This is a genomic window from Streptococcus suis (genome assembly GCF_002960425.1).
Lineage (GTDB): Bacteria > Bacillota > Bacilli > Lactobacillales > Streptococcaceae > Streptococcus > Streptococcus suis_S.
Window position 1 is genome coordinate 1 of the sequence record NZ_POIZ01000033.1, and the last position, 24220, is coordinate 24220.

Sequence of the window (24220 nt, forward strand, 5' to 3'; positions counted from 1 at the left end):
ATTCCGTTGGGATGGTCCACTTCGTGGAAAGTAAGGATATCGATCTTGGCAATCAGCACATGACCTATGGCTATCAGTTAGACACTTCTGACAATATTAAGGTCCTACAGACTTCTTCCACTGAGGGGGTAAATGGGACCATCATTGAAATGAGTCGCTTCCAACAGATGAAACAAACCCTATCCCGTGGTGGTTTCAGTTCGCATGAAACCATCTATCTGGACAGCGAACAAGCCCGCATCCTGGCTCAAGGACTGGTTAAGGTTGCGGAAACCACTCACCAAACCCTTGAAAAAGAGACCACTTCCACCCTTACAGAAGTAAATGAAGTCTACAGTAGCTTAGGAAATGTCCCTTTTGGCTTCATTTTGAGTCCTGATGAAGTGAGACAGGCCTACAGCAGTGCAGGTGTTGACTATCATAGCCTGGTAGGAGATAGCACCAATCAAGTCGAGAAGTTTATCACTCGCTCCAATCAACTCAAGCAGGATTTAGTGGACTTAGAAAGTCAAATCCAAGCAGGGATCGAGCAGAAAGTAACGGAAGACCAGACATTAGCACAGAGGATACAAGAATGGACCAGTACGATAAATTAAAGACAGAGTTAATGAAGAAAGAGTGGGAATGGGAGGATATTGAGAACCAACAACGAAAAGCTCAAAGAGAACTACAAGAACACTATGAAAATGTTGAAGAAACCACTCGAATATTGACTCGAATGTTGGAAGAAAAGTATCAAGAAGTTCTGTTAGAATTGCGACAAGTCGGAGACGAGACTGGAGACTTGCACCATTTACTCAACAATGGCATGTCCGAATGGCATGCCGCAATCGATCAAGAGCGATACAGCTCCATTCACCGATTGGATCAGAAACAAGAGGACTTGGATACCTACTATAAAAACCAGTACCGAAAAATGCAAGATCAGATTGACGAAATTTATACAAAATACCGAGAATAGAAGGGAGAGCCAATGCATCAACTTTATCAAATGTTGCAAGATTTATATACCAAAGCTGACCAGATAGACTACGCGACGATTAATGCTATAGAGAAAGAAATTGAACGTTGGCTGATTCGCTCTATCTATGCTCCGCTCAAACTGCGAGAAAAAAATGCAATTTTAAAACAACACAAGAAGAAAATTCAAACAATTGGAAATGATGGAGAAAATTCCGTAAAATTGATTGCAAACAGTTTTGATACAAGTATAAAAGGCGAGTTTTCAAAAAAGGTACAACAAGTTGTGAAAGAAAAGGCAAAAGAATATACAAAATTGGAAGAGGTAGAGTAATATCTCATCCCGTAGCATCCGTTCGTAAATCTTTTCCCATTGCTAAAACTGGATTTGATAGGAAGAACAGTCTCCCAGTTCCCCCCCTCGTCCTCCCTGTGGTCTAGTTTCACTTGAACAATCTGCTTTTCAAATTAAGATTTTTAAAGTATATCTATTCAATTTCTCTTCCGTAGCACCTACTCCGTCACCTTGTCTCGTTACTACAACTGGACTTTATAAGCAAAACAGTCTCCCAGTTCCCCCTTGTCACCCTGCGGTCTAGTTTAGAATGACCAACATGCTTTCAAATCACAATTGTTTAAGCATGACTATCTCATTTCTCTTCCGTAGCAAAAATTCGCTTTCTATTTTCTTTTGGTGTAGAATGATAGTAGAAAAACAGAAACGGAGAAAATTATGGTTCAAGTTATTACAGATGCAAACTTTGAAGTTGAAACACAAGAAGGCGTAGTCCTTGTTGACTTTTGGGCACCATGGTGTGGTCCATGTCGCATGCAAGCGCCAATCTTAGAGCAATTAGCAGGTGAAGTGGATGAAGATGAATTGCGCATCTACAAAATGGATGTTGATGAAAATCCAAACACAGCTCGTCAGTTTGGAATCATGTCTATCCCAACCCTTTTGTTCAAAAAAGATGGACAGGTTGTGAAACAAGTTGCTGGTGTTCACACCAAAGACCAAATCAAAGCAATCTTGGCAGAGATTGGTTAATTATGGAGGTTGAGGAAACTCAACCTTTTTCTGCATCGAAAGGAATCTCACATGAAAGAAATCTACCTAGCAGGCGGTTGTTTCTGGGGAATGGAAGGCTACTTTTCCCAGATCGATGGTATTCTTGACACTAGCGTTGGCTATGCCAATGGACAGGTGGAGACGACCAATTATCAACTCCTCAAACAAACAGATCACGCAGAAACACTATATCTAGCCTATGATGAGACTCGTATCCATTTGCGGGAAATTCTCCTCTACTATTTCCGCGTCATTGATCCCTTCTCTGTCAATCAGCAGGGGCCTGACAAGGGGCGCCAGTATCGGACGGGTATCTATTACACAGATGAGGCTGATTTGCCGACCATCGAGCAGGTCATGACGGAGCAGTCTCAGCTCTTTGGCGGACGCCCCCTAGCCGTTGAAGTGGAGCCACTCGCGCATTACATCCCCGCCGAAGACTACCATCAGGATTATCTCAAGAAAAATCCCCAAGGCTACTGCCATATCGATCTTGCACAGGCAAAAATCCCTCTGATTGATGTTGCAGACTACCAAAAGCCAGACCAGCAAGTCTTAAAAGACAGCTTGACCGACCTCCAGTATCAAGTCACTCAAGAAGCTGCGACGGAAAGACCCTTCGAAAATGAGTTTTGGAATAGTGACCAAGCTGGCATCTACGTCGATATTACGACTGGTGAGCCCCTCTTTCTCTCGACAGACAAATTCGACTCAGGCTGCGGCTGGCCCTCCTTTACCAAACCAATCAGCAAGGAAGTTGCGACTTATTTCCAAGATCTTTCCCACGGCATGAATCGTATCGAAGTCCGCAGTCGGGCTGGTCATGCTCATCTAGGCCATGTCTTTGATGACGGACCGCGTGACAAGGGTGGATTACGTTACTGTATCAACTCCGCAGCCCTTCGTTTCATACCGAGAGAGGAGATGGAAGAAGCAGGATATGGTTTGTTTTTGGAACTACTTAAATAAATTTAGGAATGTAGGAAGTCTATTCGTCAAGAATAGGCTTTTTGTGTCGAAATAGTATGTTAGAAAAGATAATTTTGATATAATAATCTATATAGAGATTTTTCTTAAGGGATATATGGAAAGGTTATGAAAATGATTCTTAGTAAACGTTTTAAAAATAGAAGAAAGGAACTTGGCTTTACTCAAAAGGAACTTGCAGAGGGAATTTGTGAACAGAGTTTGATTAGTCGAGTTGAAAAATTAGGAGTTGCTCCTACATCGGATATATTATTTGCCTTATCACAACGCTTACAGGTGTGCATGGATTATTTTTTTGATGAAAGTGTATCAGATAAAGCACCTGATATTACGGTATTTAGACGATTGGTGGACAAAGCTCTGTTCACTCGTTCCTATGATCAACTGGCTTATCTTGTACAGGCAGAGAAGCAGAAAGAAGCTGTTCATTCGCAGGAAAGCAGTGAATATTTAACTTATCTGGCTTGTATAGTGGACTTTCATCATTATCATAAGGAGGATATTGCAATTGTACGTATGGAAGAACTTAGTCATCGAATCAGTAAGAAATCTAGTTTTTATCTGGATGTATACAGTAGTTTGGCTAATTTTTATGCCTTGACTTCCCGAGATGAGGATCTAGAAAGTTTGTATGAGGAGATTTCAGAAAAGCTTAGTCATTTGGATATAACAGATACAGATCGTTTTCATAAGTATATCAAGATTCGCTACAATCACGCTCACTATCTTTTTAAAAGAAAGAGACAGTCACAGGCAATTGATGAATTGACAGACCTAATCGAAATCTTGCGAGACAAGAAGAGTTGTTATCTTTTGGCTGATACGCTTTGTTTAATCGCAAATGTAGGAGAGGGATTTTTATCAAAGGATGAAATTCTCTCCTACTATAGAGAAGCGGAATGTCTATTCAAATTTTTTGGTCCGCAAAATAGTTATCTCAGTTTAAAAGAATATCTATCGAAAGATATTTAACAATTGTATAAAGATTATTTTTAAAAATAATCAAAAAACAGTTGTAAACTCATTGTTAATATGTTAAAATAAAAACAAAAAGGGTGATTTTATGAAGAAATATATATCAATTCTTTTGATGGTAACTATATTATTGACCCTATTCCCATTAGCTAAAGTAAAAACACAGGGATGGGAACCTGATATTATTCACCGAAGGGAGTAGTTATATTTACTATTTAAATTGTTTTATAAATCCTTAATAGTGACTGAGAAAGGAGGAAAATCTAGGAAACGATATTGGTCATGAATAAGGGTTATTGTTGGTCGCCGTACTTAGTTTCATATTTTTATGGATTACAAGGAGTGTTACTACATTAAAACCTAAAACAGTCATTTTTTCAACTCTCTTACTAGGAACCCTGATAGCGCCGCTTACTGTTCTTGCTGCACCTTATTTAGGTGGAAATTGGAGTTATGGTGGGCATCATGATCCGAATAATTGGGGAGCCTTTTCAAATTTTTACCATCCTAGTAGCAGTCACTGGTCAAGAGTAGTTCGGGACAGTGATTCGTCGTCACGTAAAGGTACTGCAGGACCAGGTGGAACTTCTAGAGCATTCATCAATACGAATTTCGGAGAGGTGGCCTATTTTTCTGCCGATTTGAGTGATTAGTAGATTATTGGCGATGGGAACATCGCCTTTTCTTACATTTTAGAGAATAGGAAGACAGGTGATTGTGATGAAAGGAAAATTTGTACTTGTATCGACGATCATTCTAGCCGTCTTTATGATTTGGTTGGGGGTTAGCCCAAAGGAGACTATGCTTGTTCATTATTTTCCTTCTGTGACCACTTTGTCGGTATCTGAGGACGTGACTTACTCAGATGTACGACAGAGATTAGAAGACTATTCTCAACAGACGGATAGTGTGATTGCCAGACGGGTGATTGAGCCAAGTACATCAGGTGGACGTACCTTTTCCTATGACAATTTTAGTCAGTCTTCCCTACCAAGAGGACTAGAGGAATTTCAGGCATCAGAAAAAGTGGAGTCTGCACTTTTAACCAAATATTTTATTTTCCAAGGGAAAGCGACGGTAGAGGAACTTCGGTCTCTTCTTGTTTCGCTTGGATTTGATGAAGTTCAGATTCGGAAGCCTTCGACTATTGCTACTTTACTAGCATTTCTGATACAAGGTGGTCAATTCTTAGCCATACTGGTCTTTCTCATTACCTATATGGCTTTGGTCGTGATTGCCAATGTAAGGCAGTTGCGTACAGCAGGTATCCGTTTGATTGCAGGAGATTCACGTTGGCATTTATTTCTACTATCTCTACAGGAAAATGCGAAAGAGATAGCTCTAACTATCCCATTTGCGGTTCTTCCAGCAGTTGGACTGGCCTACCTCGTTGGATTAGATGGCTATTCTGTCTACTATCTGGTCGCAGCTCTAGTGGGCTATCATTTCTTGCTTGGTTTGATTGTCCTTTTTTTCGCTGCTACATTTACCTTGGCCATTCGGACCTATCACTTTTTACCCTTGTTAAAAGGGAAGATGCCCCTGCAAGGAATCCTGACCATTATGGTTATGGGGCAAATGCTGGCTCTACTGGTGGTGTCATTGGGGGTGGCTCAAACCGTCTATTATTCAGGGATTTGGCAGGAATACCAAGTAGGTGCCCAGCAGTGGGAGAATGAAGGGGATTACTATAGTTTAGCTTGGAATATTTCTGCGGATGGTCGCTCAGGACTAAATTCGCCTGAAAATTGGTATCCTTTACTAAAGCAAGCTTTGGAGGAAGATGGCACGCTCTTTGTCAAAAGTAATTTGAATGCCTATTTAATGGGCTCCCAACCGGAAGATGGGACACGCCTTGACAGCTACCATCCAGCAGGCAACACCCTCTACGTTAGTCCAAATTATTTGCAGATACAGGATGTAAACTTAGCAGAAGGAGAAGTAGCACTCCCTCTACAAGAAGGAGAATTTCAACTTCTATTACCTGAAAAATTGCGCCCTGAAAGCGATACTTATCTCCATCTTTACCAAGATTATATCAATCGCATGGTTATACCTGCTAATCAAGCACGCTCAGCTACCATTAAGGGAAAAGTTGCCTATTTAAAAAATGGGCAGAAGCAGTTTATCTACAATCATCGTTCTGGTCAACATGTGCAATACCTGACAGACCCTATTTTAGTTGTGCTGGCACCGTCAAGTCTGGGAAAAGAATCTGCTGACTTTTGGTTGAATGAAGTAGATAGCAGTATCTTATTTAAAAATAGAGATAAACTGTTGCGCGAATTGAAGGCAAGAAATTTGTTTCAGTTTGTCAATGAAGTGAAAAGTAGTTCCTCCCTCTTTACGGAACTTTTAGATCGTATTCGGATAGAGACCATTTCAACATCTATGGGTGCCATTTTAGGGATTGTGACATCAATTGTCCTGTTTAATACCATGAATCTTCTATACTTTGAAGAATTTAAACGTGAGATTTTCATCAAGGAAATTGCAGGGATGGATTTTTGGGGCATTCATCAGAAATACCTAACGGTTCAGCTACTGGCCCTTTTATTAGCCTTGGGAGTGAGCGTAGTAGTAACAGGTCACATATTCATAAGTAGTATCAGTTTTATCTTGTTTCTGCTCAACGCGCTCTACTTATTGAGGTGGCAGACAAGAAAAGAAGGAGCTTGGAATATCCGTATTTTGAAAGGAGCCTAGTATGTTTTCTATCCAATCAATTCAAAAGAAATTTGGGAAGCGCAGCTTGTTTTCTGATGTAACGCTAGACTTGCAGGCTGGAAAGGTCTATGCCTTGATAGGTGCCAGTGGTAGCGGCAAAACGACCTTGCTGAATATTTTAGCCAAGTTGGAGTCCTATGATGCAGGTGACATTCTCTACAAGGGTAAGGAATTGAAAAAGTTGAAGCCCCATCTCTTTTTTAGGGAGGAATTAGGCTATCTCTTTCAGAATTTTGGTTTGTTAGAAAGTCAGACAATCAAAGAAAATCTGGATTTGGGACTGATTGGTCAGAAATTGTCCAAAGACGAAAGGAAATCGAGGCAGGAAGCAGCACTTGATGCAGTTGGTCTGTCTTATCTGGACCTATCCCAGCCTATCTATGAACTCTCAGGAGGGGAAGCCCAGCGGGTAGCTCTTGCTAAAGTCATTCTGAAAAATCCTCCATTGATTTTGGCAGATGAGCCGACGGCTGCCTTAGACCCTAAAAGCTCCCAAGAAATTATGGATATTTTGTTATCCTTGAAGAGCCCAGATCGGTTAATTGTGATTGCGACCCATAATCCTCTGATTTGGGAGCGAGCAGACCTTATCATAAGAATAGAAGACTTGTAAAAATTCTAAAAATATTATTGATTGATAAGGAATTTAATGTAGATTGATAAATAAACATATTTGAAACGCACAATATAATATGTTAAAATAATATAAAATCTTATATGTTTGTTTAGTGGAGAGAGTAGGTCTGTACCTACACATTAACCATCTTATTGAGAGGTGCTAGTAATTGAGAAGGGAGGAAAAGAATCTAAAGAGTTAGCTGAAGAATTGTGTTTGCGTGAATTTGGAATGATTTATACTGCTAGTAGGTTATTCTAGACAAGGAGTCAGAAATATGAAAAAGACAAGAGTATTTTTGGTTTTATTGATGTTGATGTCGCTAATTTTATTGTTGCCAATACGGGCTGAAGATAATTTGAGTGTATCATTAGAAAATTCAGAAAACATTTCTGTAAATAAAGACGAGAATGGTTATTATGAACAACCTGTAGAACAGAACTTATCAGAAACTTATGGTGAAGAAGAGGACGCTACAGAGACCTCGGTGCTTACGGAGGATATTTCTTCTGGGGTGAATAGTAGTTCTGTAGAAGATGAGAAAACGGAATCAATATTTTATCCTGACGAACGTCGATGAGTTGTTGATTCTAGATTGTTGCCATATCAGAGTGTTGTTGATATTTTAGCACATACCAAGAATCAATACTATGCAGTCGGTACAGGAGTGCTTATTTCTCATGATAAAGTTTTAACTGCTGCTCACGTTTTAAAAAATATCCATACAGGAAAGTGGGAGGATTTTGTTAGCGTAGTTCCAGCGAAGAATGGAGAAGTACCACTTTTGAATGGTCCATATGGTTCATATAGTGGCGGGGTATATCATTTTTTATCTGCTTATAATGTATCTGAAGTACCAAGTAACGATCTTGCTATTATCACTCTAGACTCGAGTGTTGTAGGTGTTAATCCTTTACAAACAACAACGGTCTTAAATGTAGGTCAAAACATTAAAGTTATTGGTTATCCTTCGGATAAAGGAGAAGAGATGTATGAAAGTCATGGTACGGTACTAGAAATAAATTCATCAATTATGAAGCATCGTGCTGATACACTTAGTGGAAATAGTGGTGGTCCAATTTTAGATGAAAATAATAACATTATAGCGATTCATACAAGTGGAGTGGCGGAAAATCCTAGTAATACATCTTATATTCAGCTCTATGGAAAAAATACTGCTAGGATTATTGACAATACGGCAATGAATTTGATAAATATGGCATTAACTGATAGTAAATCTAGTACAGCGGTAACGAAAACAATTGCAACATATAGGCTGTATCATGAGGGATTAAAATATCATCTATACACAACTAGTGGAAATGAAAAAAATGTTTTATCTAGGACAGCAGGGTGGAGATTTGAAGGGGTGTCATGGAGAACAAATTCAATTGGTAATCCTGTCTACCGTCTTTATAGTCCAGTATTAAGGAAACACTTATTAACAGCAAGTGAAAATGAAAAAAATGTCTTAATAAAAAGTGGGTGGAAAGATGAGGGGATAATATTTCATGCAGGTGGCTCACAGAATGTTTATCGCCTGTACCATGCTGGATTAAAGGTGCATTTATATACAACAGATATAAATGAGTATAATACACTTCCAAAAAATGGATGGAATAAAGAAGGGATTGCTTGGTCAGTAGAATAGGAGTCAGCATATGAAAAGAAAAAATTTCTACCGATTAGTACTATTATTGGTTGCATTTACAGCTATGTTTCTTTGCTCCTTTTTAGCGAAAGCAGAAACATATAGTCGTACTAAGAATTTGAACTATTTAGATGAGGCGACGGTGCCTCAAAGTATTATTTATGTGGGAGATTCGGGAAGAATTCGACCGCTATCAGATAGTTTGATAAAAGATTTTCAATACGGATTTGACTTTTTTGTAGATGGAAAGATTATTACTGATGACTTTAAAGGGAACGATTTACTAGAGTTAGATCGAAGAGGAAATTGGCAAGCCTTAAAACCAGGTCTTGTTTATTTGGCGGTTAGTCCAGGAGAGTCAGAAGAGTTTCGGGAAGAACTTGTAAAGTATGCTGTTCCGATAGATGAAGGACCGCAGATAGAACCAATTATTAAAAATGTGTATACGGTTAAGATACTTCCTATTAATACATCTGTTTATAGGCTTTATCATCCCATACTGATGGTCCACCTCTATACAATAGACATGAATGAAAAAGAAGTCTTATCTCATAATGGCTGGCGTTATGAAGGGGAGGCTTGGAGTACTAGTACAGGTGCTGGAAATCCGGTTTACCGACTCTATCATCCTGAGCTTAGATTTCATTTTTATACAAAAGATAGTCACGAGTATGAAGTGTTAGGAACTCGTGGTTGGGTTCAAGAGGGGGAGGCTTATCGTACCAGTGGAACAGTCCCAGTTTATCGTTTGTATCATGAAGGAATAAAAAAACATCTGTTCACAACGGATACAAATGAAAAAAATACACTGATGGGTTATGGTTGGCGTTATGAAGGAGTAGCATGGACTGTAGAATAAAAAATCATGGGTATTCTCTTATCTTTGAAAAGTCCAGATCGGTTAATTGTGATTGCGACCCATAATCCTTTGATTTGGGAGCGAGCAGACCTTATCATAAAATGGAAGACTTATAATTTTTCAAAAAATATTCTTGATTTTTCCTGAAAAATAGTCTACAATAGAGCAAGATAAAACTGAATAACCGGTTGATAGTGGGCAGAAAGGCGACTGACTGTCCAAAGGACGGAACTCTGGAGAGACCATTTTGGCACCGAAGGGGCAAGGTAGCTCTACTTGGAAAAGTAGAGTTGCTGAAACTCTCAGGTAAAAGGACAGAGCGTTGAAAAATAGGATTTTTCTGTATTTTTCACGTTGATTCTGGAGGTTGATGAATTCAGCCTCTTTTGTTTTTTCCGGCAGCTTTATCGGATTAAGAATGATGCTTAGGAGGAAGCTATGTTAGAATTGATGCAGCACATCAATGATTTTGTTTGGGGTCCGCCCCTCTTGTTACTCTTGGTCGGAACGGGTGTTTATTTTACCCTTCGTTTGGGAGTGTTTCAGGTAAGCAAGTTGCCGACGGCCTTTCGTTTGATTTTTTCCAGCGACCAGTCTGGTCAGGGAGATGTGTCCAGTTTTGCAGCTCTGTGTACGGCCCTTGCGGCGACGGTTGGTACGGGAAATATCGTTGGGGTGGCAACAGCCATTACGACTGGTGGACCTGGTGCCCTCTTCTGGATGTGGGTTGCGGCCTTTTTCGGGATGGCAACCAAGTATGCAGAAGGATTTTTAGCCATTAAATACCGTACCAAGGATGCCAATGGGCAAGCAGCAGGGGGTCCGATGCACTACATCACCTTGGGTATGGGACAAAAGTGGAAACCTCTGGCAATTTTCTTTGCCATTTCAGGTGTTTTAGTGGCTCTCTTGGGGATGGGGACCTTTTCTCAGGTTAATTCCTTTGCCTCATCTATGTCTGCTAGCTTTGGCTTGGCTCCCCAGCTGGTCAGCATTGTGACAGCAATCTCTATTGCCTTCTTTATCTTTGGGGGAATTGAGAAAATTTCAGAAGTTTCAACTAAAATTGTTCCTTTTATGGCCATCCTTTATATTTTGGCCAGTTTGACTGTTTTGGCTCTGCATTGGGATCAGATCATACCAACCCTTGCTTTGGTTCTCAAATCAGCCTTTACTCCGACCGCGGCTGTGGGTGGTTTTACTGGGGCGACCGTGCAACAGGCCATCCAACGTGGGGTTGCGCGTGGGGTCTTTTCAAATGAATCAGGTTTGGGATCGGCTCCGATTGCGGCTGCGGCTGCCAAGTCAGACAACCCTGTTGAGCAAGGGTTGATTTCGATGACTGGTACCTTTATTGATACCCTTATCATCTGTACCTTGACAGGTTTGACGATTTTGGTGACCGGCCAGTGGTCAGTTGCTGGCTTGGAAGGTGCTCCGCTGACCCAGGCAGCATTTGCGACAGTTTTTGGTCAGCCAGGTGCCTTGGCCTTGACCATTAGTCTAGTCCTCTTTGCCTATACGACCATTCTGGGCTGGTCTTACTACGGTGAGCGTTGTATTGAGTTCCTCTTTGGGACCAAGTCTATCTTGCCCTACCGTTTGGTCTTTGTAGCCATGGTTGCATTAGGTGGTTTCCTCAAGCTAGACTTGATTTGGACCATAGCAGATATTGTGAATGGGCTTATGGCTCTACCAAACTTGATTGCCCTACTGGCTCTCTCTCCTGTCATTATCAAGGAAACACGCCAGTATTTTGCTAAGAAGAAATAAGATGAAAGACAGTCGTTCGGCTGTCTTTTAGTTTTTTATAGGTTTTTTTGCTATAATGATGGTATGAATGAATTTATCCAGAAATATGTTTCTCAGTTTAATGTGGACGCTCTCTTGACAGCCTTTATCAATAAAACCCTGTCTTTAGTGCTCCTCTTTCTTGCCTTTTATATAGTGAAAAAACTGGCCAAGGCTTCGGTTAAAAAGGTTTTGGTTCCGTCTCTTAAAGTATCTACTCAGGATATTGGTCGTCAAAAGACCATCAGCCGTCTGGTTGAAAGTATGCTCAACTACCTGCTCTACTTCATCTTGATTTACAGTATTTTGACCATCTTAGGACTGCCTGTGTCTAGTCTTTTTGCAGGTGCTGGGATTGCTGGGGTAGCGATTGGTTTAGGTGCGCAAGGGTTCTTATCAGACCTAATCAATGGTTTCTTTATTCTCTTGGAGCGTCAATTTGATGTGGGGGATGTGGTCAAGTTGACCAATGGTCCTATTACCATTTCGGGTACCATCGTTAGTATGGGTATTCGGACCACCCAGGTAAGAGATGCAGATGGAACCTTGCATTTTATTCCCAATCGCAACATCCTTGTCGTGTCCAACCAATCCCGTGGCGATATGCGGGCTCAGGTGGATATTCCACTTAAGTTTAATACTGACTTGGAGCAGGTCGGTCGAGTGATTGAGGAAGTCAATCGGAGAGAAGTGAGCAATTTTGACCAGATTACAGGTGTGACGGTGCTGGGACCGCAAAATACTGCCAACGGTCAATTTGTCTACCGGGTCAATCTCTTTGTTGCCAATGGTCAACAGAGTAGCATTTACCACCAATTCTTTGGATTTTATCAGGAAGCACTACGGCAAGCAGGTATTGACCTTCCGTCCACCAGCCTAACAAAATAGGGAGAGTTATATGGAAGCTAAGGATTTTGTTGTTGAAAATGGGCAGATGTACTATAAGAAAAAGCCTTTCTTTAAGCAACCATTATTTTGGACCAGTCTGGTCGGATGCCTTTTGTCTTTTGTTTTAGGTGTGACCTGTCTGATTTTAATGGCTGGTCTAAGCTTGTCAGATACAAGTGATTCTTGGAGTTCGGAAAGTTACTTTGATGATACGGTGACCTACACAGAGCACCAAGTAGGAGAAAGAGTGGTTTTCCCTGATGGTCTACAGATTACCGTGACCTCCATGGGTAAGGACGATAGTCTTGCACCTATTGGAGACAATGGCTTTGCCTATCTTGTGGAACTGGATGTGAAAAATACATCAGCAGAACCCCTCTATTTTGATGAATATATGTTTCAACTAATCGATGTCGAAACCTACATTCCCTATGATTTAGATATGCGGACCTATGATGTCAATTTACCAGAAAAGATCAATCCAGGAGAAGCCATTACAGTCAAATTGATTTATGAAGTAGATCAGGCCAGCAATCTGGGCTTGGTGTATGAGGGAGCCGTCTGGACAGAGTTTCTCACAGAGGGAATATAGGGGACGGGGGTAATAGAAAATAGCTTAGAAGTCTTGCTTCTAAGCTATTTTTACTTGTTCGTACTCTTCGAAAATCAAATGTTAGTGGGGGGAGGGCATTTATTTTTTAATGGCTAGTTCCTGCAACTGTTCAAGGATGGTATCCAGATCTGCACCAGCCTGCAAGAGAGCGGCAGCAGTGTAGCAACCTTCGGCAACGGGAACGGTTTGGATAAGAACCTGTTTATCAGAAAAATCAGCAGCAAGTTCAATGTTCATCCGTGCGCTTCCCAGATCAAAGAAGGCTAGAAGTGTGTCTGCTGGATTTCTGTCCATTCTGTCTTGTACCATTTCAAAGCTAGTACCGATGCTACCATCTTCTAGTCCACCACAGTAGGTGATTGGAATATCTTTGGCGACCTCGGAGACTAGGTCGATAATGCCCTGAGCTAGATTTTTGGAATGGGATACAAGTAGGATTCCAACTGCTGTCATAGTCCCACCTCCAGCATTGCTTCAAAGAGAAGTCCAGATGAGAAGGAGCCTGGGTCGATATGACCGATAGAGCGTTCGCCGACATAGGACGCACGGCCTTTGGTTGCAACGATATCTTTTGTTGCCTGAACAGCCTCATGGATAACTTCTACTGTTAGCTGGTTTTCTCTTAGAGCAGCTATGACAGGAATCCACACGTCTACCATGGTTTTCTCGCCTAATTCAGCCTTGCCACGTTTTTGGATCATGTCCAAACCTGCTTGTAGCGTATCAGCTAAATCCGCGCCAGCTTGACTGGCTTTAGTAATCCCCATAAAGGCAGAACCGTAGAGAGGACCAGAAGCGCCGCCCACCTTGCTGAGGAGTTGCATGGCAACCACTTTGAAAACCTGGTCAGCGCTCGCGTAGTCTTTTTCAGTCAGTTCTTGCATGACGGCAGCCATACCACGCGCCATGTTGCCCCCGTGATCTCCATCTCCGATAGGAGAGTCCAGTTCACTCAAATAATCCTTGTTCTCTTGAATTTTTTTGTTGAATGTCTCCATCCAGAGCAATGCTTGTTTTGCATCCATAGTTCTTCTCCTACCAAGCGACAACTTCAACAGGTGCCTGCAAAGCATCAATCCAGCTTGGGTCTTCTAGTTTGATCAAAGTTAGTGATAGTCCAGCCATATCAATCGAAGTCATGTAGTTACCGATTTTCTTGTAGTCGACAAGGACACCTTTTTTAGCCAGTAATTGCGCAACGTCGTTGGCAAAGACATATTGTTCCATGAGAGGGGTTGCGCCTAGACCGTTGATGAGGACACCATAGTGCTCGCCATCTTGAATATCAAAGCCTTCTGCCAATTTCTCAATCAATTCTTCTGCCAATTTAGCAGATGGTTGGAGTTTTTCTTTCTTATAGCCAGGTTCGCCGTGGATACCGACACCATATTCAAATTCATCTTCTTCAAGGACGAAGCCTGGTTTGCCCACTTCTGGTACAGTAGCGCCTGATAGGGCTAAGCCGATAGTCTTGATTTGTGGAACAAGACGGTCAGCCAACTCCTTAATTTCTGCTAGGGATTTGCCCGTTTCTGCAGCATGGCCGAGAATCTTATGGACAAGGATAGTACCTGCTACACCACGACGACCTTGGGTATAGAGGCTATTTTCCACAGCGATGTCATCATCCACGATGACACTAGCCACTTCGATACCTTCCATTTCTGCCAACTCTTGTGCCATTTCAAAGTTCATGATGTCGCCAGAGTAGTTTTTGATGACCATAAAGACACCAGCACCCTCGTCAGCAGCCTTGATGGCTTCCAAGATTTGGTCTGGGGTTGGTGAGGTAAATACTGCGCCACACACAGCGGCAGACAACATGCCCTTACCGACAAAGCCTGCATGAGAAGGTTCGTGCCCTGAGCCACCTCCTGAGATGATACCGACTTTGCCAGTCTTTTCAGCTTTGCGAACAATGACTTCAAAACCGTCAATGCGCTCAATCACATCTTGGTGCATAAAGACAAGGCCTTTCAACATTTCGTCAACGACATGTTCAGGTTGGTTAATGATTTTTTTCATGAGATAGACTCCTTTGTTTTTTATACTGTTATTATATTTTTAAATAATTGAAAAAGGAAGGGACAAATTCTAAAATGTGTCCCTTTTGTTTCTATCAAAAGCATGATAGGGTATAATGGAGAGGAAGCGAAAGGAAGTGACATATGCCAACCTCGTTGATTACCAAGAAAAGAATCGCCAAGGCCTTTAAAAGGCAATTATCTATTAAATCATTTGATAAGCTTTCTGTTGTAGATATCATGCAGGAAGCAGGTATCCGTCGTCAAACCTTTTATAATCATTTTTTGGACAAGTATGAGCTACTGGATTGGATTTTTGAAACAGAGTTGCAGGAGCAGGTGACAGACAATCTGACCTATATCAGTGGGGTGAAGCTCTTAGATGAACTGCTCTATTACATCGATTGTAACCAGGTATTTTACAAACACTTGTTTGAAATTGAGGGACAAAATGACTTTGTGACCTATCTGGAAGGCTATTTTAGGGTTCTGATGGAAAAATTATTGGCGGAATATCAGTCCAAAGAAGGTCGCTATTTTACAAGGCAGGAACAGGAGTTTTTAGTGACCTACCATTCGAGCGCTTGGATTGGTCTGATTAAGAAGGGGCTAGCTCAATCCCCTTGTGCTATTCATAGCCTGTATGGCCAAATTATCACTTTACTAGAGCAGTCATTTTCTAATCACAATTCGAGGGAGAAGAGGGATGGTATTTATAAAAAATAGACAGGATAATGTGATTGCGGATTACATTGAAGGATTCTATCGGACAAATCAGTATGTAAAGAAACTTGAACATCAACCTATTCTAGTTCAAAAAGAACAGGACATTCAGCTGGTTCCCATCATCTCAGGTGGTGGTTCTGGGCATGAACCGGCCCATGTCGGTTTCGTGGGCAAAGGAATGCTGACTGCAGCAGTCTATGGAGAGATTTTTACCCCACCAACTACCGAAGAAGTCTTGGCAGCCATTCGTGCTGTTCATAAGGGTAAGGGAGTTTTTCTGATTGTAAAAAACTTTGAGGCAGATTTAGAAACCTTTGGTCAAGCCATTGCGCAAGCAAGACAAGAAGGTATAGCTGTGAAATATATTGTATCCCATGACGATATCTCAGTCGATACCAAGGATAATTTCCGCATGCGCCACCGTGGGCTGGCGGGGACTATTCTTCTGCATAAGGTTCTTGGGGCTGCAGCTCTCTCTGGCTACAATTTAGATCAATTGGAACAACTGGGGCTTTCTCTAGCAACAGAGATAGCGACCATTGGTTTTGCGACCAAGTCAGCCTGCTTGCCAGATGTCAGCCAGCCTTTATTTGATTTGGCGGATGGAGAAATTTCCTATGGAATCGGCATTCATGGAGAGGAAGGTTATCGCACCGTAACCTACGAATCTTCGGAGCAGTTAGCTAATGAAATTGTCAATAAGCTAAAACTGAAATTCCGTTGGAAGGAGGGGGAGGAGTATGTCCTCTTGGTCAACAATCTAGGGAACCTGTCTGAGTTGGAGCAAGGTATCTTTCTCAATGATTTGTACCAGTTCTTGGAATTAGAAGGCTTGAAACTACCCTATATTAAAACAGGTAAGTTTATGACCAGTTTGGATATGGAAGGTATATCTGTCACCCTTTGTCGTGTCAAGGATCCAGTCTGGCTAGACTTCTTGCAGGCTCCGACAGAAGCTGCGGCTTGGTAAGTTAAGTATCAAATTATGAACCTCTTTTGGAATGCCAAAGAGGTTTTTTCTCTCTCCCAAGAAAAATTCTTCCATTTATGGTAAAATGTTTCTAACAAATTACAAAGGAAATGGTCATGTCAGATAAGTTTCAACTCTTGCTTCAACAAATCGGGATGCCTCTTGATGCCCAGCAATCAGGGGCTTTTTCGACTGCAACGATTGAGAAAGTGGTCTTACACAAGGTCAGCAAACTCTGGGAATTTACCTTCCGTTTTGAAAAGCCCTTGCCGCTAGTGGATTATAGACTGTTCAAGGCTCGTTTGACTACGGAGTTTGAAAAGGTGGGCAATAAGATTCAATTTTCTATTGTCAGCGATGCGGAAGCCTTTGAAGCTGGTTTGGTAGAAGCCTATTATCCAGAAGCCTTTACGGAAGATTTGTGCCAGAGTGCTGGTTTCAAGGCTCTGTTTCAGTCTTTGGAGGTTGCTTATCGGGCGAATACTCTATGGATAAAAGGTCCTGAAACCATTGACACCGTTCATTTTCGGAAGAATCATCTGCCAAATCTTGTCGAGCAATACAAGCGATTTGGTTTTGGCACTCTTGGGGTGGATATCGAAGTTTGTCAGGAGATGACGCAGCAGCAGGCTACGGCCTTCCATGCGCAGAATGAGGAAATTTACCAGCAGGCCAATGAAGAAAACTTGGCGGCCCTTGAACAACTGGCTCAAATGGCGCCGCCACCAGAGGCAGCTCAGCCATTTGTCCCAGAATATAAGAAAAATCGTCCTGCCAAGGTCACTATTGAAAAGGCTGAGATTACGCCTATGATTGAGGTGGATAGTGAGGAGAACCGGATTGTCTTTGAGGGGCTGGTCTTTGAGGTCGAGCAGAAGACGACCAAGACGGGGCGGGTCATTATCAACTTTAAGATGACCGACTATACTTCGTCCTTTACCTTGCAGAAGTGGGCTAAGAATGAGGAAGAGGCCCAGAAGTTTGATATGGTCAAAAAGGGCAACTGGTTGCGGGTACGTGGGAATGTGGAGACCAATAATTTCACCCGTGATTTGACCATGAATGTCCAGGAGGTCCAAGAGGTCAAGAAGGAAATCCGTAAGGACCTCATGCCTGAGGGTGAGAAGCGTGTGGAGTTCCATGCCCATACCAATATGTCTACTATGGACGCCCTGCCTGCTGTTGAAGACTTGGTGGCGCGTGCGGCTGCCTGGGGTCACAAGGCGGTGGCTATTACTGACCACGGCAATGTCCAGTCCTTCCCTCATGGTTATCATGCTGCTCGAAAGGCTGGGATTAAGCCGCTCTTCGGGATGGAGGCCAATATCGTTGAGGACTCGGTGCCGATTGTCTATAATGAGGCGGATGTGGTCTTGTCCGATGCGACCTATGTGGTCTTTGACGTGGAAACGACCGGTCTTTCTGCGGTCAATAATGCCCTCATTCAGATTGCGGCTTCGAAAATGCACAAGGGCAATATCATTGCGGAATTTGATGAGTTTATCGATCCAGGTCATCCTCTGAGTCAGTTTACGACCGAGTTGACGGGGATTACAGATGAGCATGTTCGTGGTTCTAAACCTCTGGAACAAGTCCTGCGTGAATTTCAAGATTTCTGTCAGGATTCCGTCATGGTTGCCCACAATGCGACCTTTGACGTTGGTTTTATGAATGTCAACTACGAGCGTGCCGGTCTGCCGACCATTAGTCAGCCAGTCATCGATACGCTGGAATTTGCTCGCAACCTCTATCCTGATTACAAACGGCACGGTTTGGCGGCCTTGACCAAGCGATTTGGTGTTGCGTTGGAGCACCACCACATGGCCAATTACGATGCGGAGGCAACCGGTCGCCTGCTCTTTATCTTCTTGAAAGAAGCCTTGGAGAAACATAATCTGACCAATATCAATCAGCTCAATACGGAATTGGTGGCGGAGGATTCCTACAAAAAGGCCCGTGTCAAACACGCTACGCTCTACGTGGTCAATCAGGTCGGTTTGAAAAATATCTTTAAGTTGGTTTCCCTATCCAATACCAAGTATTTTGAGGGAGTGCCACGAATTCCTAGAACGGTGCTAGATGCCCACCGTGAAGGGTTGATACTGGGAACAGCCTGTCAGGAGGGCGAGGTTTTTGATGACCTGCTGTCCAAGGGCCTGGATGATGCAGTCAAGACGGCAGCCTATTACGATTTTATTGAGGTTATGCCTCCCGCCCTCTATGCTCCTATGATTGCCAAGGAGCAGTTCAAGGACATGTCGGAGATTGAAGAGACGATCAAGCAGTTGATTGAGGTTGGGCATCGGGCAGGTCTGCCAGTTCTGGCGACAGGAAATGTCCACTATATTGATCCAGAAGAAGAGATTTATCGGGAAATTATTGTCCGTGCTCTAGGTCAAGGGGCACCGATTAACTGGACCATTGGAAATGGGGAGAATGCTCAGCCAGCACCTCTGCCTAAGGCTCACTTTAGAACGACCAGTGAGATGTTGGACGAGTTTGCTTTCTTGGGAGAAAGTCTGGCGCGTGAGATTGTCATTACCAATCCCAATGCTATGCTCGACCGTTTTGAAGATGTTCAGGTGGTCAAGACTGACCTTTATACGCCTTATATTGAGAAGGCCGAGGAAACGGTTGCGGAATTGACCTATCAAAAAGCCTTTGAAATTTATGGCAATCCTCTTCCAGATATTATTGACCTGCGGATTGAAAAGGAACTGACATCCATTCTGGGTAATGGTTTCGCCGTGATTTACCTGGCATCGCAGATGTTGGTGCAACGGTCAAATGAACGAGGCTATCTGGTTGGTTCACGGGGGTCTGTCGGCTCCAGTTTCGTGGCAACTATGATTGGGATTACCGAAGTAAACCCCATGCCTCCTCACTATGTCTGTCCAAATTGTCAACACAGTAAATTTATCACAGACGGTTCCTATGGTTCCGGTTTTGACCTGCCAGACAAGGATTGTGAAAAGTGTGGGACCAAGTATAAAAAAGATGGTCAGGATATTCCCTTTGAAACCTTCCTTGGTTTTGATGGGGACAAGGTTCCCGATATTGACTTGAACTTCTCAGGGGATGACCAACCGTCTGCCCATTTGGATGTTCGGGATATTTTCGGTGAAGAAAATGCCTTTCGTGCAGGAACCGTTGGTACGGTGGCGGCCAAGACGGCCTATGGTTTTGTCCGAGGCTATGAGCGGGATTATGGAAAATTCTACCGTGATGTAGAAGTGGAACGTTTGGCTGCTGGTGCGGCTGGGGTCAAACGAACGACAGGTCAGCACCCAGGAGGAATTATCGTATTCCCGGACTACATGGATGTTTATGACTTTACGCCTGTCCAATATCCTGCCGATGATGTGACGGCCAACTGGCAGACCACCCACTTTAACTTCCACGATATTGATGAAAACGTCTTGAAGCTCGATGTCCTGGGACACGATGATCCGACCATGGTCCGCAAGTTGCAGGACTTGTCGGGCATTGATCCGCAGACCATTCCTGCTGACGACAAGGGAGTTATGGCCCTTTTCTCAGGTACGGAAATTCTGGGCGTTACCCCAGAGCAGATTGGGACACCGACAGGTATGCTAGGCATTCCTGAATTCGGGACCAACTTTGTACGGGGGATGGTGGAGGAAACCAAACCGACCACCTTTGCGGAACTCTTGCAGCTGTCTGGTCTATCCCACGGTACAGATGTATGGTTGGGCAATGCCCAGGACTTGATTAAGGCAGGAATTGCCGACCTATCCACCGTTATCGGTTGTCGGGATGACATCATGGTTTATCTCATGCACGCAGGTTTGCCACCTAAGATGGCCTTTAACATCATGGAACGGGTGCGGAAAGGGATGTGGCTCAAGATTTCCGAGGAAGAGCGAAATGGCTACATCCAAGCCATGAAGGATAACAAGGTTCCAGACTGGTACATCGAATCTTGTGGAAAAATCAAGTACATGTTCCCTAAAGCCCACGCGGCTGCCTACGTTATGATGGCCTTGCGGGTTGCCTATTTCAAGGTTCACTATCCAATTTACTACTATTGTGCTTATTTCTCTATTCGTGCCAAGGCCTTTGATTTGGCGACCATGTCTGGTGGTTTAGATAAAGTCAAGGCCAAGATGGAAGAAATTGCCCTCAAGAAGAAAAACAACGAAGCCTCAAACGTTGAACAGGATCTTTATACCACGCTTGAATTGGTCAATGAAATGCTGGAACGTGGTTTCAAGTTTGGTAAATTAGATTTATACAAATCTCATGCTACAGAGTTCTTGATTGAGGGGGATACCCTTATCCCACCTTTTGTTGCTATGGATGGTCTGGGAGAAAACGTAGCCAAGCAGGTTGTGGCGGCGCGTGCCGAGGGAGAATTCCTCTCCAAGACAGAACTCCGTAAACGGGGAGGTCTATCTAGCACTCTTGTTGAAAAAATGGATGAAATGGGCATTCTCGGTAAAATGCCAGAGGATAACCAGCTCAGCCTCTTTGATGATTTGTTTTAAACTTGTTCACTGTTTCTTTGGAAGCAGTGAATTTTTTTTAAAAAAAGAAGTCAAAACTCTTGACTATTCTCCTGGACAGGTATATAATCTCTACATAGTGATAAATACTACTAAGTAGTAACAATTAGAAAAGAGGAAATCCTATGTCAAACTTTGCAAAACTTCAAGAAACTCGTCGTTCTATCTATGCACTTGGTAAAGAATTGCCAGTATCAAACGAAGAAGTAGTAGCGCTTGTTGAAAAAGCCATGAAAGAATCTCCATCAGCTTTCAATTCACAATCAAGCCGTGCCGTTGTGCTTTTCGGTGCTGAATCAGATGCTTTCTGGAACGAAATTGCTTACAGCGAATTGGAAAAAGTAACGCCAGCAGAGGCATTTGAAGCAACAAAAGGTCGCTTGGCTGGTTTTGCAGCTGGTGCTGGTACTATCTTGTTCTTCGAAGACCAAGATGTTGTCAAAGGCTTGCAAGAAAGCTTCCCACTTTACGCTGAAAACTTCCCAATCTGGTCTGAGCAAGCTCACGGTATCAACTTGTACGCAGTATGGTTGGCTTTCGCTGAGAAAAATATCGGCATGAACGTACAACACTACAACCCATTGGTTGATGCACAAGTTGCTGAAAAATACGGTATCCCAGCTAACTGGAAACTCCGTGCACAAGCACCATTCGGAAGCATCGCAGCTCCAGCAGCAGACAAAGACTATATGGTGGATTCTGACCGTGTAAAGGTTTTTGGTAACTAGTAAAGTTTACAGTTTTCTTTATTACTTCGGCGGTTGAGGGCTGGGCAAAAAGCCCGGCGCCACTTCTCAGAGTTCGTACCAACATCTCAGCGCAGTGGTTGATTGGCAGATTTGTTCGTGTCTTACACTCCAAATCTGACCATTACGACTGTTGCGAACAAAGTTCGCTTCATCTCCAACCTCCAAAGGTTCCCCGAACCTTTGGAGCTATGCGGGGGTGGGAGTGAAACAGTCTGGGAATAGACTGTTTCAAGTCAATGCCTAGAAATAAGAGAGCATTGAGTTATGCCTGCGGCTGTTGACACGAACTCTGTTCGTTTTATTTCCAACCTCTAACTGTCTCCCAGACAGTTAGAGCTAGTACTAAAAGCAAACTGAAAACTTTACCCTGCGAAAATTGGAATTATCCGTTGTTAGCTTACCTTGGGAGTGTAAAGATCCAGTGGAGCTTTGTAGCCTACTCCCTTGAAACAGGAGAGGAGCGGGGGTCTATTTACATCTGCGTCGCCTAGTCTGATTCCAATTTTCATTGAGTATAATAAAAAACTAGATAATGTCTCCTTAATATGACTATTATCTAGTTTTTTTATGATTTCTAGCAACAAAAGGGTGGCTTCCAGTTTGTTACGCTAGTCTGATAGTGAGTATTAGTAGGTAGATAGGACGATAAATACTAATACCATTGTTAAGACAATCCAACTACCTTTGATAACAAAATCATCAGGTATGCGGAAAGGTGTAAAAGCCTTTATAGGTAGGGTAGTTATGGATAGTGCAAAAAGGGGTAATACTCCTAGGTAGTAACGGCCTTGAATGCCATCTACATGTCCGTAGCCAATTTTGGTCCAGGTTAGATACATAACGAGAATAATACCACATATGATTCCCAAACCGATGAGAATACTACCGATACGACTGCGAAGAGCAATGTGTTTCTGTCCTAAATTGCTAGCGATAACGCATAAGTAGAAGGTAAAAATTGGGATTAAGGTTTCCCGCATCGGCAAGTTCAAGATTCCAAAGTAGAACAACATGACTAAGCGATGAGGGGTCATGAAGAATTCTTTTGATAGAGCTAACAATCCATGAGTGGGGTTGGATAAGAAGTACTGGATTTGTCCAATTAAACCGACCCCTTGAAGAGTGGTTGTTGATTTTATTTGTTGGTAACCGATAAACCAGATGGCCGTTAGAGCAAAAATGATGCAGGAAGCTAACAGAATGATGATGAAGGGAGATTTGATGGAGAAGCGTTCTTTGGGGATAAAGAAAAGAAGTCCCATCAATAGGATATAAGGCAATTTTAATGTGATAATCAGGCAAGAAAGAGCCGTAAAAATGACAAGCTCTGGATAGCCAATCGGTTTCTGTCTGGTTAGATAGTGGATAAAGAGTCCGATTATAACATAGATGAGTCCTAGTGCAATCCCATCTTGGTTATAGGAGGCGGCTAGAAAAATGTTCATTGGCATGAGTACAATCAGCATCATAACCTGTCTAAAGTTACCACTTAATTTGATAGCTATATAAGCCAATAGAGCATAACAAAGAGCGTTAAGAATTCGACCGAGGTAGTAGATAAGACCGACATTTAAATGTAATATTCGTCCAAGTGTAATGCCGATAACCTGAGGTATATAGCCGATAAACCAATAGGCATTGGTCGTACGGAAATCAGCTAGGCCCCTAAAAGGAACCTCTGTAGAGCTAGGTTGATGTTCAAAGGCATCTACAGCCAAGGGAGGCATATTGTAGTCATCAATAATGACAAAGTAGTCTTCAGATATTTGGAGATTTTCTGGATTATTGTCTAAATTGATATCTCCTTGTGCGATATGCATAGCACGAGAAAGATGAACATATTCATCTGGGGTGTTTAACACAGGAGTAATGATAGAGAAGGCCACACCAGATAGTAGTAAAACAAGCAAACAAGCTAGATCTTGCCTCTTAGGGATTAAGGGAATGAAACCAATCATGAATAAGGCTAGAGGATAGACAGCTGCGGATGCGTGATAGTCTCGTATATAAATCGTATAAACTGTACAACAAGCAATGAAGCTGGCAAACAAGTACCATTTATTTTGGTTAAGTTTATGTAACACAAGAA

General features: G+C 42.5%; 22 protein-coding genes, 2 pseudogenes and 1 riboswitch. Of the genes and pseudogenes, 20 read left to right on the forward strand and 4 right to left on the reverse strand.

Annotated elements, in window-relative coordinates; all coding sequences use genetic code 11:
- From C1G57_RS03845 to C1G57_RS03920, 16 genes and pseudogenes are all read left to right on the forward strand, one after another.
- Window positions 1-596 (forward strand): annotated as a pseudogene (locus tag C1G57_RS03845) (triacylglycerol lipase); the annotation flags it as partial.
- Entirely contained in the window at window positions 575-961 is a 387-nt protein-coding gene (locus tag C1G57_RS03850) for a hypothetical protein (RefSeq protein ID WP_105113818.1), read from the forward strand. The pseudogene C1G57_RS03845 and the gene C1G57_RS03850, both read left to right, overlap by 22 nt.
- Window positions 962-973: 12 nt before the next feature.
- Window positions 974-1294, forward strand: a complete 321-nt coding sequence (locus C1G57_RS03855; protein ID WP_002935924.1) for a hypothetical protein — start codon at window positions 974-976, stop codon at window positions 1292-1294.
- 399 nt (window positions 1295-1693) lie between these two features.
- Entirely contained in the window at window positions 1694-2008 is a 315-nt protein-coding gene (trxA, locus tag C1G57_RS03860) for a thioredoxin (RefSeq protein WP_002941035.1), read from the forward strand.
- Window positions 2009-2059: 51 nt separating this feature from the next.
- Window positions 2060-2998, forward strand: coding sequence for a peptide-methionine (R)-S-oxide reductase MsrB (msrB, locus tag C1G57_RS03865; protein ID WP_105113819.1), 939 nt, complete (start codon window positions 2060-2062; stop codon window positions 2996-2998).
- A 132-nt stretch (window positions 2999-3130) separates the two neighbouring features.
- Complete coding sequence (locus C1G57_RS03870; RefSeq protein ID WP_105113883.1) at window positions 3131-3988, forward strand: helix-turn-helix domain-containing protein; 858 nt, start codon at window positions 3131-3133, stop codon at window positions 3986-3988.
- A gap of 302 nt (window positions 3989-4290) precedes the next feature.
- Window positions 4291-4644 (forward strand): lactococcin 972 family bacteriocin, encoded by a 354-nt coding sequence (locus C1G57_RS03875; RefSeq protein ID WP_419579852.1) that lies wholly within the window; start codon window positions 4291-4293, stop codon window positions 4642-4644.
- 67 nt (window positions 4645-4711) lie between these two features.
- Complete coding sequence (locus C1G57_RS03880) at window positions 4712-6697, forward strand: DUF1430 domain-containing protein (protein WP_105113885.1); 1986 nt, start codon at window positions 4712-4714, stop codon at window positions 6695-6697.
- 1 nt (window position 6698) lies between these two features.
- Window positions 6699-7331 (forward strand): ABC transporter ATP-binding protein, encoded by a 633-nt coding sequence (locus tag C1G57_RS03885; RefSeq protein ID WP_105113820.1) that lies wholly within the window; start codon window positions 6699-6701, stop codon window positions 7329-7331.
- Window positions 7332-7611: 280 nt separating this feature from the next.
- Window positions 7612-7914 (forward strand): hypothetical protein, encoded by a 303-nt coding sequence (locus C1G57_RS03890; protein WP_105113821.1) that lies wholly within the window; start codon window positions 7612-7614, stop codon window positions 7912-7914.
- Between the two features lie 18 nt (window positions 7915-7932).
- Window positions 7933-8985, forward strand: a complete 1053-nt coding sequence (locus C1G57_RS03895) for a trypsin-like peptidase domain-containing protein (RefSeq protein WP_161941101.1) — start codon at window positions 7933-7935, stop codon at window positions 8983-8985.
- Between the two features lie 10 nt (window positions 8986-8995).
- A complete protein-coding gene (locus tag C1G57_RS03900; protein ID WP_105113823.1) occupies window positions 8996-9844 on the forward strand; it encodes a hypothetical protein in 849 nt (282 codons plus the stop codon).
- Window positions 9845-9991 (forward strand): annotated as a pseudogene (locus C1G57_RS11340) (ABC transporter ATP-binding protein); the annotation flags it as partial.
- 76 nt (window positions 9992-10067) lie between these two features.
- Window positions 10068-10172: riboswitch (glycine riboswitch) on the forward strand.
- A 110-nt stretch (window positions 10173-10282) separates the two neighbouring features.
- The gene (locus tag C1G57_RS03910) at window positions 10283-11617 is read left to right on the forward strand and encodes an alanine/glycine:cation symporter family protein (RefSeq protein WP_105113824.1); all 1335 of its coding nucleotides are present in this window, start codon (window positions 10283-10285) and stop codon (window positions 11615-11617) included.
- A gap of 63 nt (window positions 11618-11680) precedes the next feature.
- Window positions 11681-12523 carry a mechanosensitive ion channel family protein gene (locus tag C1G57_RS03915; protein ID WP_105113825.1) on the forward strand — a complete coding sequence of 281 codons (843 nt, stop codon included), beginning with the start codon at window positions 11681-11683 and terminating at the stop codon, window positions 12521-12523.
- 10 nt (window positions 12524-12533) lie between these two features.
- Window positions 12534-13115 carry a DUF4352 domain-containing protein gene (locus tag C1G57_RS03920; protein WP_105113826.1) on the forward strand — a complete coding sequence of 194 codons (582 nt, stop codon included), beginning with the start codon at window positions 12534-12536 and terminating at the stop codon, window positions 13113-13115.
- Window positions 13116-13214: 99 nt separating this feature from the next.
- On the opposite strand, the gene dhaM is transcribed toward C1G57_RS03920, so the two are convergent.
- Genes dhaM through dhaK form a run of 3 tightly spaced genes read right to left on the reverse strand, consistent with a single transcriptional unit; the run spans window position 13215 to window position 15161 of the window.
- Entirely contained in the window at window positions 13215-13589 is a 375-nt protein-coding gene (gene dhaM / locus C1G57_RS03925) for a dihydroxyacetone kinase phosphoryl donor subunit DhaM (RefSeq protein ID WP_105113827.1), read from the reverse strand.
- Entirely contained in the window at window positions 13586-14161 is a 576-nt protein-coding gene (dhaL, locus tag C1G57_RS03930) for a dihydroxyacetone kinase subunit DhaL (RefSeq protein WP_105113828.1), read from the reverse strand. Before dhaL ends, dhaM begins: the two co-directional genes overlap by 4 nt.
- Window positions 14162-14171: 10 nt before the next feature.
- A complete protein-coding gene (dhaK, locus tag C1G57_RS03935; RefSeq protein ID WP_105113829.1) occupies window positions 14172-15161 on the reverse strand; it encodes a dihydroxyacetone kinase subunit DhaK in 990 nt (329 codons plus the stop codon).
- A gap of 143 nt (window positions 15162-15304) precedes the next feature.
- Between dhaK and dhaS the strand changes: the two genes are divergently transcribed.
- The 4 genes from dhaS to C1G57_RS03955 all read left to right on the forward strand — a co-directional run bounded on the left by dhaS (window position 15305) and on the right by C1G57_RS03955 (window position 22110).
- Complete coding sequence (gene dhaS, locus C1G57_RS03940) at window positions 15305-15886, forward strand: dihydroxyacetone kinase transcriptional activator DhaS (protein ID WP_105113830.1); 582 nt, start codon at window positions 15305-15307, stop codon at window positions 15884-15886.
- The gene (dhaQ, locus tag C1G57_RS03945; RefSeq protein ID WP_105113831.1) at window positions 15867-16856 is read left to right on the forward strand and encodes a DhaKLM operon coactivator DhaQ; all 990 of its coding nucleotides are present in this window, start codon (window positions 15867-15869) and stop codon (window positions 16854-16856) included. Before dhaS ends, dhaQ begins: the two co-directional genes overlap by 20 nt.
- Before the next feature lie 116 nt (window positions 16857-16972).
- Window positions 16973-21364: a PolC-type DNA polymerase III gene (locus tag C1G57_RS03950; RefSeq protein WP_105113832.1), complete on the forward strand. Its 4392-nt coding sequence runs from the start codon at window positions 16973-16975 to the stop codon at window positions 21362-21364.
- 143 nt (window positions 21365-21507) lie between these two features.
- Window positions 21508-22110 (forward strand): nitroreductase family protein, encoded by a 603-nt coding sequence (locus C1G57_RS03955; RefSeq protein WP_105113833.1) that lies wholly within the window; start codon window positions 21508-21510, stop codon window positions 22108-22110.
- A gap of 647 nt (window positions 22111-22757) precedes the next feature.
- Here C1G57_RS03955 and C1G57_RS03960 read toward each other — a convergent pair.
- Window positions 22758-24215 carry a DUF2142 domain-containing protein gene (locus C1G57_RS03960; RefSeq protein WP_105113834.1) on the reverse strand — a complete coding sequence of 486 codons (1458 nt, stop codon included), beginning with the start codon at window positions 24213-24215 and terminating at the stop codon, window positions 22758-22760.
- Window positions 24216-24220 lie beyond the last annotated feature (5 nt).

Coding starts and splice junctions, on each gene's coding strand:
- C1G57_RS03850 (WP_105113818.1), top strand. CDS start 575: ATGGACCAGTACGATAAATTAAAGACAGAGTTAATGAAGAAAGAGTGG.
- C1G57_RS03855 (WP_002935924.1), top strand. CDS start 974: ATGCATCAACTTTATCAAATGTTGCAAGATTTATATACCAAAGCTGAC.
- trxA (WP_002941035.1), top strand. CDS start 1,694: ATGGTTCAAGTTATTACAGATGCAAACTTTGAAGTTGAAACACAAGAA.
- msrB (WP_105113819.1), top strand. CDS start 2,060: ATGAAAGAAATCTACCTAGCAGGCGGTTGTTTCTGGGGAATGGAAGGC.
- C1G57_RS03870 (WP_105113883.1), top strand. CDS start 3,131: ATGATTCTTAGTAAACGTTTTAAAAATAGAAGAAAGGAACTTGGCTTT.
- C1G57_RS03880 (WP_105113885.1), top strand. CDS start 4,712: ATGAAAGGAAAATTTGTACTTGTATCGACGATCATTCTAGCCGTCTTT.
- C1G57_RS03885 (WP_105113820.1), top strand. CDS start 6,699: ATGTTTTCTATCCAATCAATTCAAAAGAAATTTGGGAAGCGCAGCTTG.
- C1G57_RS03890 (WP_105113821.1), top strand. CDS start 7,612: ATGAAAAAGACAAGAGTATTTTTGGTTTTATTGATGTTGATGTCGCTA.
- C1G57_RS03900 (WP_105113823.1), top strand. CDS start 8,996: ATGAAAAGAAAAAATTTCTACCGATTAGTACTATTATTGGTTGCATTT.
- C1G57_RS03910 (WP_105113824.1), top strand. CDS start 10,283: ATGTTAGAATTGATGCAGCACATCAATGATTTTGTTTGGGGTCCGCCC.
- C1G57_RS03915 (WP_105113825.1), top strand. CDS start 11,681: ATGAATGAATTTATCCAGAAATATGTTTCTCAGTTTAATGTGGACGCT.
- C1G57_RS03920 (WP_105113826.1), top strand. CDS start 12,534: ATGGAAGCTAAGGATTTTGTTGTTGAAAATGGGCAGATGTACTATAAG.
- dhaM (WP_105113827.1), bottom strand. CDS start 13,589: ATGACAGCAGTTGGAATCCTACTTGTATCCCATTCCAAAAATCTAGCT.
- dhaL (WP_105113828.1), bottom strand. CDS start 14,161: ATGGATGCAAAACAAGCATTGCTCTGGATGGAGACATTCAACAAAAAA.
- dhaK (WP_105113829.1), bottom strand. CDS start 15,161: ATGAAAAAAATCATTAACCAACCTGAACATGTCGTTGACGAAATGTTG.
- dhaS (WP_105113830.1), top strand. CDS start 15,305: ATGCCAACCTCGTTGATTACCAAGAAAAGAATCGCCAAGGCCTTTAAA.
- dhaQ (WP_105113831.1), top strand. CDS start 15,867: ATGGTATTTATAAAAAATAGACAGGATAATGTGATTGCGGATTACATT.
- C1G57_RS03950 (WP_105113832.1), top strand. CDS start 16,973: ATGTCAGATAAGTTTCAACTCTTGCTTCAACAAATCGGGATGCCTCTT.
- C1G57_RS03955 (WP_105113833.1), top strand. CDS start 21,508: ATGTCAAACTTTGCAAAACTTCAAGAAACTCGTCGTTCTATCTATGCA.